Raw genomic sequence first — 7,311 nt, forward strand, 5'->3', positions numbered from 1 at the left:
GAGGAGGGGCACCCCGTGGGGTGCCCCTCCTCGCGTCCGTGTCGGAGCCGTTCAGCCCCCCCAGGGCGTGCCGCACCATCTCCTGGAGCACGGGCAGGCCGTCGGCCGAGAGCACCGACTCGGCGTGGCCCTGGATGGAGGCCACGCCCGGCCCCCGCAGACCGCGCACGGCACCGGTGGTCGGGTCGGCGGTCACCTCCAGCGGACGCCCCGAGACCTCCACGGGCTCCCCGCCGTGCCGGGCCACGAAGGTGTTGTAGAACCCGATGCGGGCGGGCCGGCCGAACCAGTCGACCTCGAGCTGCACGCCCTGCTGGGGCTCCTCGAGCCGCACGATGGGCAGGCCCGCGGCGTGGCTGAGCACCTGGTGGCTCAGGCAGACCGCCACCAGCGGCAGACCGGCACCCAGCCGGGCCCGGACCAGCTCGTGCAGGCGGGCGATGCGGGATGAGGCGAGGTCGCTCGGGTCGCCGGGGCCGGGCCCGCTGAGCAGCAGGTCCGGAGCGCCCGGGCCGGCGACGTCCTCGGGGGTGACGGTGTCCCAGCGGCGCACCTCGGCCCGCAGGCCCAGGTGGCGCAGCTGGTGGGCCAGCATCTGCGTCCAGGCGTCCTCTGCGTCCACCACGAGCACGCTCGCGCCGGCCACGCCCTCCAGGTGGGTGGGGGCCTGCGGCGCGAGCCAGAAGGGCGAGAGCCGCTCGTTGCGGGCCGCCAGGGCGTCGGACACCTCGGGCAGGGCGGCCAGGTCCGGGGCCTCGGCGACCGGGCGCTGGGGGCGCAGGCCCATCGCGGCGAGCATCCCGGTGGCCTTCACCGCGGTCTCGGCCACCTCGGCCTCGGGGTCGCTGTGGCGCACCAGGGTGGCGCCGGCCGACACGCTCACGGTGCCGTCGTGGGGCAGCTGCGCGGTGCGGATGACGATGGGGGCGTCGAGCCGCTCGCGTCCCTCCTCGTCACGGTCCAGCAGCGCCAGCACACCCGAGTAGTAGCCGCGACCGGTGGGCTCGTGGCGGTGGATGACACGGCAGGCGTTCTCCATCGGCGAGCCGGTGACGGTGGGGGCGAACATCGTCTCGCGCAGCACCTCGCGCGGGTCCATGTCCGTGGCGCCGTCGAGCAGGTACTCGGTGTGGGTGAGGTGCGCCATCTGCTTGAGGTGCGGACCGGTCATCCGGCCGCCGCTGGCGCAGACGCGCGCCATCATCTTCATCTCCTCGTCCACCACCATGAAGAGTTCCTCGGTCTCCTTGGTGTCGGACAGGAAGCCCCGGAAGGCCTCCACGAGGGCCTCGGGGGTGGCATGCTCGCCATGGCGGAAGGTCCCGGAGATGGGGTTCATCACCGCGCGGCCGCCGGCGACGCCGACGTGGCGCTCCGGGGAGGCCCCCACCAGCGTGTGGCCGGGTGTGTGCACCACGAAGGTCCAGTGCGCGCCGGCCTCGGCCTCCAGCAGGCGGGCGAACCAGCCCAGCGCGGCGGTGGAGGGCGGACCCTCCACGTCGGCCACCACGTCGCGGCGGAGCACGAAGTTGGCCCCCTCGCCGTGGCCGATCTCGTCGGTGATGACGCGGCGCACCATGGCGGCGTAGTCCGCGTCGGAGACGCTCATGCGCTCGCCGGAGACGGCCGCGGGCTCGGGCACCAGCTCGGTCAGGGCCGCGGCCACCTCAGCCACCGGCAGCCGGTCGGTGTGGCGCGGCAGCAGCACCCGCAGCGGGGCGCCGTCGTCGTGGGCGGCGAAGCCCCGCTCGGCCACCTGGCGGTAGGGCACCATGGCCAGCACGGGGTGCTCGCCGGGTGCCGGCAGGTCCGCCAGGTGCTCCAGGTCGGTGACCTCGCCGCGCAGCAGCAGCACCACCTCGGGGTCGTCGGCCCGGCGCAGCAGCGCGAACGGGCCCGCCCCCTCCCCGAGCAGGTCGACCAGGAGGGTGCGGGCTGCGGTCGGGGCGGGGGTGGGGCCCACCTCAGAAGGCGCGCTGCGTGAGGCTGCCCACGGTGCGGGGGGCGCGCTCGTTCATGGCCTGCAGCTCGTCGACGACGGTGTCCACGTCCTCGAGCACGTCCACGGCGGTGACGTGCGGCACCTTGTGGGCGTGGTCCACGAGGTCCTCCACGTCCAGTTGGGCGGCCGCGCGCACCACGATGGTCATGTGCGAGAGGCCGCGCTGGTCGGTGGGACCGGCGGCGAGGTACTGGATGTTGGCCTCGCGGGTGGCGAACAGGCCGCAGACCTGCGTGAGCACACCGGGGTGGTTCTCGGCGGTGACGGACAGTGCGTGACGCTCCATGACGGCTCCCGTGGGGTCGAGTGCGGCGCCCGGCAGGGCGGGAGCGCCCAGTCAACCACCTGCGTGCGCACCCCGCGCACGTGGGCTTGCAATACTGGCCCCATGGCCGATCACTTTGACGTCGTTGTCCTTGGCGCGGGCCCCGGTGGCTACGTCGCCGCCATCCGCGCATCCCAGCTCGGCAAGAAGGTCGCCGTGGTGGAGAAGAAGTACTGGGGTGGTGTCTGCCTCAACGTCGGCTGCATCCCCTCCAAGGCCCTGCTCCGCAACGCCGAGCTGGCCCACACCCTGAACCACGAGAAGAAGACCTTCGGCATCGAGGGCGACGCCACGATGTCCTACGGCCCCACCCACGCGCGCAGCCGCAAGGTGTCCGAGGGCATCGTCAAGGGCGTCCACTTCCTCATGAAGAAGAACAAGGTCACGGAGGTGGACGGCTGGGGCACCCTCACCGGCCCCAACTCCCTGACCGTCGAGCTCAACGACGGCGGCACGCAGGAGATCACCTGCGACGACCTCATCATCGCCGCCGGTGCCACCACCCGCATGCTCCCGGGCGTGGAGCTCAGCGACAACGTGGTCACCTACGAGGAGCAGATCCTCAACTCCGAGCTGCCGGGCTCCATCGTCATCGCCGGTTCCGGTGCCATCGGTGTGGAGTTCGCCTACGTCATGAGCAACTTCGGCGTGGACGTCACCATCGTCGAGTTCGCCGACCGCATGGTGCCCACCGAGGACGAGGAGATCTCCAAGGAGCTCGCCAAGCACTACAAGAAGCTGGGCGTCAAGGTCCTCACCGGCACCAAGGTGGAGGGCGTGGAGGACACCGGCTCCGGCGTGAAGGTCACCGTCTCCAAGAACGGCAAGGAGGAGGTGCTGGAGGCCGACAAGATGCTGTCGGCCATCGGCTTCGCCCCGCGCCTGGAGGGCTACGGCCTGGACGCCACCGGCGTGGAGACCACCGAGCGCGGCGCCATCAAGGTGGACAAGTACGGCCGCACCAGCGTGGAGCACGTCTACGCCATCGGTGACGTCACCGGCAAGATGATGCTCGCCCACGTGGCCGAGGCCATGGGCATCGTGGCCGCCGAGACCATCGCCGGTGCCGAGACCCAGACCATCGACTTCCAGAACATCCCGCGCGCCACCTACTGCCACCCGCAGATCGGCTCCATGGGCCTCTCCGAGGCGCAGGCCAAGGAGGCCGGCCACGAGGTGAAGGTGGCCAAGTTCCCGTTCACCGCCAACGGCAAGGCGATGGGGCTGGGCGAGGCCGTCGGTTTCGTCAAGGTGGTGGCCGACGCCGAGCACGACGAGATCATCGGCGTGCACATGATCGGCCCGCACGTCACCGAGTTGCTGCCGGCCGCGGTCACCGCCGCCACCTGGGACCTGACCGCCGCGGAGATGTCCCGCGTGGTCTTCGCCCACCCGACGCTGAGCGAGGCCCTCAAGGAGGCCATGCACGGCATCGAGGGGCACATGATCAACCTCTGACACCCCGCACGACGGCGCCCCGTCCACCTGATGGTGGGCGGGGCGCCGTCGTGCGGGCAGGAGGCTCAGGCCCCGCGACGCACGGCCTCGCGCGCCATCGTGTGCGCCGGCCACGCCCCGCATAGGATCGATCGAGCACCCGACGCAAGGAGAGCACGTGTCCGAGACCTCCGCCCAGCCCGCCCCCGGCACCACCCCGGCCTTCGACCTGGTGATGGTCGGCGGCGACATCGGCGTCTACGCCCTGGCGCGCGCCTTCAACGACCGCTACGGCACGGTGCCCACGGTCGTCTCCCGCGTGGAGACCGGCCCGGTGATGCGCTCGGACATCATCAACCACCACCTCATCGGCGAGGACAAGACGTCCCAGGACACGATCGACGAGCTGGTGCGCATCGGCAAGGAGCACCACGGCCGCCACCCGCTGGTGCTGCTCACCAACCAGGACACGATCGTGCGCATGGTGATGGAGCGCGTGGACGAGCTGGCGCCGTACTACACCATCCCGATGCCGGGCGTGGACCTGCTGGACCGCATCAGCGACAAGGTGGAGTTCGCCCGCGCCTGCGACGAGCTCGGCATCCCTCACCCGGCCACCCAGGTGGTGGACTTCTCCGGTGCCGCGGCCGACGGCTGGACCGCCCCCGCCGTGGAGAGCCCCTTCCCCGTGGTGGCCAAGCCCGCCACCACCAGCCAGTACGAGACGCTGAAGTTCCCGGGCAAGAAGAAGGTCTACTTCCTGGACACCCAGGCGGACTACGACGACATGGTGCGCGTGCTGCGTGCAGCCGGCTTCACCGGCCAGTTCCTGGTGCAGCAGCTCATCGGCGGCGACGACACCTACATGCGCTCGGTGACCGCCTACCGCGACCAGTTCGGCGAGACCACCCTGCTGTGCAGCGCCCACGTGCTGCTGGAGGAGCACTCCCCCACCGCCCTGGGCAACCCGGCGGCCATGTTCACCACGGCCCTGCCGGACCTGTGGGAGTCGGCGGTGAAGTTCCTGGACCACATGGACTACAAGGGTTTCGCCAACTTCGACGTCAAGGTGGACCCGAAGGACGGCACCGGCTACTTCCTGGAGATGAACTCCCGCATCGGCCGCAACAACTACTACGTGACCGCCGCGGGGGCGAACGTGGCGGAGTTCGTGGTGACCGACGTGGTGGAGAACCGCCCCCACGCCCCGGTCCGCGTGGAGAACGAGATCCTCTACACGGTGCTGTTCAAGCCCTTCCTCATGCGCTACGTGCTGGACCCGGCGCTGCGCGAGCGGGTGAACGCGGCGGCCCGCAACGGCATCCACCACCCGCTGTGGAACCGCAAGGACTCCCTGTGGCGCAAGGGGTACACGCTGGTGGCCATGGCCAACCACGTGCGCAAGTTCCTCAAGTACTACCCCAAGCCCAGCTCGCACGGCTTCTGAGCCGGCGGCTCAGGCGAGGTCGACCCACTCCTCCTCGCCGGGCACCAGGACGCCCTCACCGGCGGTGGTCGCGGCCACCAGCGTGGTGAGGGCGTCCTGCTGCGCCGGGGGCACAGCGACGTGGAGGGTGGCCCGCTCGGCGTAGTCGGTGCCGGTCACCACGAACCCGGCGGCGCGCAGGTCGTTCTCGATGCGGCCGACGTCCGCGTGCGCGACGGCCAGGGAGTGCAGGCGCACCAGGTGGCGCTCCCGGGGACGCGCCTCCTCGAGCGCAGCACGCACCGCGTCGCCGTAGGCGCGCACCAGGCCGCCCGCGCCCAGCTTGGTGCCACCGAACCAGCGGGTCACCACGGCGGTGACGTCGCGGTAGCCCGAGCCGCGCAGCACGTCGAGCATGGGTGTCCCGGCGGTGCCGGCGGGCTCCCCGTCGTCGTTGGAGCGCTCGATGCGTCCGTCGGGGCCCAGCACGAAGGCGCTGCAGTGGTGCCGCGCGTCGTGGTGGGTCCGTCGCTCGGCCTCGATGACGGCACGCGCGGCCGCCTCGTCGGACGTGGGGGCGATGCGGCACCGGAAGACCGAGTGCTTCTCCTCGATCTCCCCGTGGGCGTCGGCCGCGAGCGTGCGGTAGGAGGTCACGGACATGCGCACAGGGTAGGCGCGGCCGAGCGGCACGCCTCGCCACCCACCCACTACGCCGAGTCGTAGAACCTTCTACGATGGCGCCATGCGTCTCAGCCACACCTCCCCCGTCCGCCTGGTGGCCGGTGCCACCCTCGCCCTCTGCCTCACGGCCGCACCCGCGTCGGCGCACGACGTGCTGGAGGGGTCCGAGCCCGCCGCCGGTGAGACCCTCAGCAGCGCCCCGGAATCGCTCGACCTGACCTACAGCGACAACATCCAGAAGGTGGGGGCCAAGGTCTCCGTGACGGACCAGGAGGGCCAGGTGGTGGCCGAGGGTGCGCCGCAGATCGACGGCCCCACCGCCAGCATGGAGCTGCCGGGCGACCTCGGCGAGGGCACCTACACGGCCACCTGGCGCGTGGTCTCCTCCGACGGGCACCCGATCTCCGGGACCACCGAGTTCACCGTGGGCGCCAAGGGCGGTTCGTCCGCCGCGCCGTCGGGCTCTGCGGCTCCCACCGGCGGGGCCTCCGAGGCCCCCTCGTCCGGGGAGACCCCCACCGAGGCAGCACCCTCTGGCGACACCACCACCTCGCCCGAGGCCGGGGCGACGCAAGACGACGGCGCCCCCGAGGCGGGTGACCAGGACGGCCCGGGCACGGCGCTCTGGGTGGGCCTGGGCGTCGCGGCCCTGGTGCTCGTGGGTGGTGGCCTGGCCCTCGCACGCCGCCGCTGACCTCCCCGGCCGGTACGGGCCGAATCGTTCTCGACCTGTGACCTTCTGGACCTGTACCGGCCCGGCCTCGCCGTGGAACACTGCACGGCATGTCTGACAACGTCGTGGCCACCGCCACCTCCTCCGCCGCGCCCGCAACGGCCACGGACCTCTCCGACGACGAGGGCATCAAGAAGCACAGGTTGAGCCCCGCCGTGCACGCCCTGCTGTTCGTGCTGCTGGGGATGCTCGTGACGCTGGTGCTCATCGCCGCGTGGCCGCTGAGCGAGATCCTCGCCAACACCGTGCCCACCCCGCGCCCCTGACGCTCGGAGGCCGACCCTCAGGCCCCCTCTGGGACCGTCTGTTGTAAACTCTGCGACACGACATATACAAACCCCGGGGCCGCTACGCCTCGCACCTGATCGCGTGACGCCAGAGCTCTTCCCAGGCCGAGGACGCCACGCGATTCACGTGCTCACGGCGATGCCGCTCCGCCAGACCGGTTAGGGGGTCACGCCATGGGGCGCGGCCGAGCCAAGGCAAAGCAGACCAAGGTTGCTCGGGAGTTGAAGTACTACTCCCCCGACACCGACCTGAGCGCGCTGGAGAGGGAGCTGCGCGCCTCGTCGGACCGCGAGTCCTCGCGTGACGGGTACTCCGGTTTCTCCGAGGACGAGGACGACGACGACAGCTGGTCGGACACCGGCCGCTGAGTCCCCTCACCGCGACGCGCGAACGCCCCCGTGACCCGGGGGCGTTCG

At 71.6% G+C, this 7,311-nt stretch carries 8 protein-coding genes; 5 read left to right on the forward strand and 3 right to left on the reverse strand.

Going from position 1 to position 7,311, the window contains the following annotated elements:
• Positions 1 to 1,963: chorismate-binding protein (locus tag HMPREF3099_RS07585; protein ID WP_070705423.1), on the reverse strand; the 1,963-nt coding region annotated here is incomplete at its 3' end.
• Between the two features lies 1 nt (position 1,964).
• Positions 1,965 to 2,288: an acetolactate synthase small subunit gene (gene ilvN / locus HMPREF3099_RS07590; protein WP_070705424.1), complete on the reverse strand. Its 324-nt coding sequence runs from the start codon at positions 2,286 to 2,288 to the stop codon at positions 1,965 to 1,967.
• 102 nt (positions 2,289 to 2,390) lie between these two features.
• On the opposite strand from ilvN, the gene lpdA reads away from it, so the two are divergent.
• Positions 2,391 to 3,785 (forward strand): dihydrolipoyl dehydrogenase, encoded by a 1,395-nt coding sequence (gene lpdA / locus HMPREF3099_RS07595; RefSeq protein WP_070705425.1) that lies wholly within the window; start codon positions 2,391 to 2,393, stop codon positions 3,783 to 3,785.
• Between the two features lie 157 nt (positions 3,786 to 3,942).
• Positions 3,943 to 5,211, forward strand: a complete 1,269-nt coding sequence (locus tag HMPREF3099_RS07600) for a carboxylate--amine ligase (protein WP_083323611.1) — start codon at positions 3,943 to 3,945, stop codon at positions 5,209 to 5,211.
• A 9-nt stretch (positions 5,212 to 5,220) separates the two neighbouring features.
• Here the strand turns inward: HMPREF3099_RS07600 and HMPREF3099_RS07605 are convergent, their stop codons facing one another.
• Positions 5,221 to 5,853 carry an IMPACT family protein gene (locus HMPREF3099_RS07605; RefSeq protein WP_070705430.1) on the reverse strand — a complete coding sequence of 211 codons (633 nt, stop codon included), beginning with the start codon at positions 5,851 to 5,853 and terminating at the stop codon, positions 5,221 to 5,223.
• Between the two features lie 82 nt (positions 5,854 to 5,935).
• Between HMPREF3099_RS07605 and HMPREF3099_RS07610 the strand changes: the two genes are divergently transcribed.
• The 3 genes from HMPREF3099_RS07610 to HMPREF3099_RS07620 all read left to right on the forward strand — a co-directional run bounded on the left by HMPREF3099_RS07610 (position 5,936) and on the right by HMPREF3099_RS07620 (position 7,263).
• Positions 5,936 to 6,568: a copper resistance CopC family protein gene (locus HMPREF3099_RS07610; protein ID WP_070705426.1), complete on the forward strand. Its 633-nt coding sequence runs from the start codon at positions 5,936 to 5,938 to the stop codon at positions 6,566 to 6,568.
• Between the two features lie 89 nt (positions 6,569 to 6,657).
• Positions 6,658 to 6,873 (forward strand): hypothetical protein, encoded by a 216-nt coding sequence (locus HMPREF3099_RS07615; protein ID WP_070705427.1) that lies wholly within the window; start codon positions 6,658 to 6,660, stop codon positions 6,871 to 6,873.
• Between the two features lie 195 nt (positions 6,874 to 7,068).
• Positions 7,069 to 7,263 (forward strand): DUF3073 domain-containing protein, encoded by a 195-nt coding sequence (locus tag HMPREF3099_RS07620; RefSeq protein ID WP_070705428.1) that lies wholly within the window; start codon positions 7,069 to 7,071, stop codon positions 7,261 to 7,263.
• Positions 7,264 to 7,311 lie beyond the last annotated feature (48 nt).

Source organism: Kytococcus sp. HMSC28H12, assembly GCF_001816045.1.
Lineage (GTDB): Bacteria > Actinomycetota > Actinomycetes > Actinomycetales > Dermatophilaceae > Kytococcus > Kytococcus schroeteri.

Excerpts from the sequence above, each read along its gene's own strand:
- ilvN (WP_070705424.1), bottom strand. The coding sequence starts at position 2,288 with ATGGAGCGTCACGCACTGTCCGTCACCGCCGAGAACCACCCCGGTGTG.
- lpdA (WP_070705425.1), top strand. The coding sequence starts at position 2,391 with ATGGCCGATCACTTTGACGTCGTTGTCCTTGGCGCGGGCCCCGGTGGC.
- HMPREF3099_RS07605 (WP_070705430.1), bottom strand. The coding sequence starts at position 5,853 with ATGTCCGTGACCTCCTACCGCACGCTCGCGGCCGACGCCCACGGGGAG.
- HMPREF3099_RS07610 (WP_070705426.1), top strand. The coding sequence starts at position 5,936 with ATGCGTCTCAGCCACACCTCCCCCGTCCGCCTGGTGGCCGGTGCCACC.
- HMPREF3099_RS07615 (WP_070705427.1), top strand. The coding sequence starts at position 6,658 with ATGTCTGACAACGTCGTGGCCACCGCCACCTCCTCCGCCGCGCCCGCA.
- HMPREF3099_RS07620 (WP_070705428.1), top strand. The coding sequence starts at position 7,069 with ATGGGGCGCGGCCGAGCCAAGGCAAAGCAGACCAAGGTTGCTCGGGAG.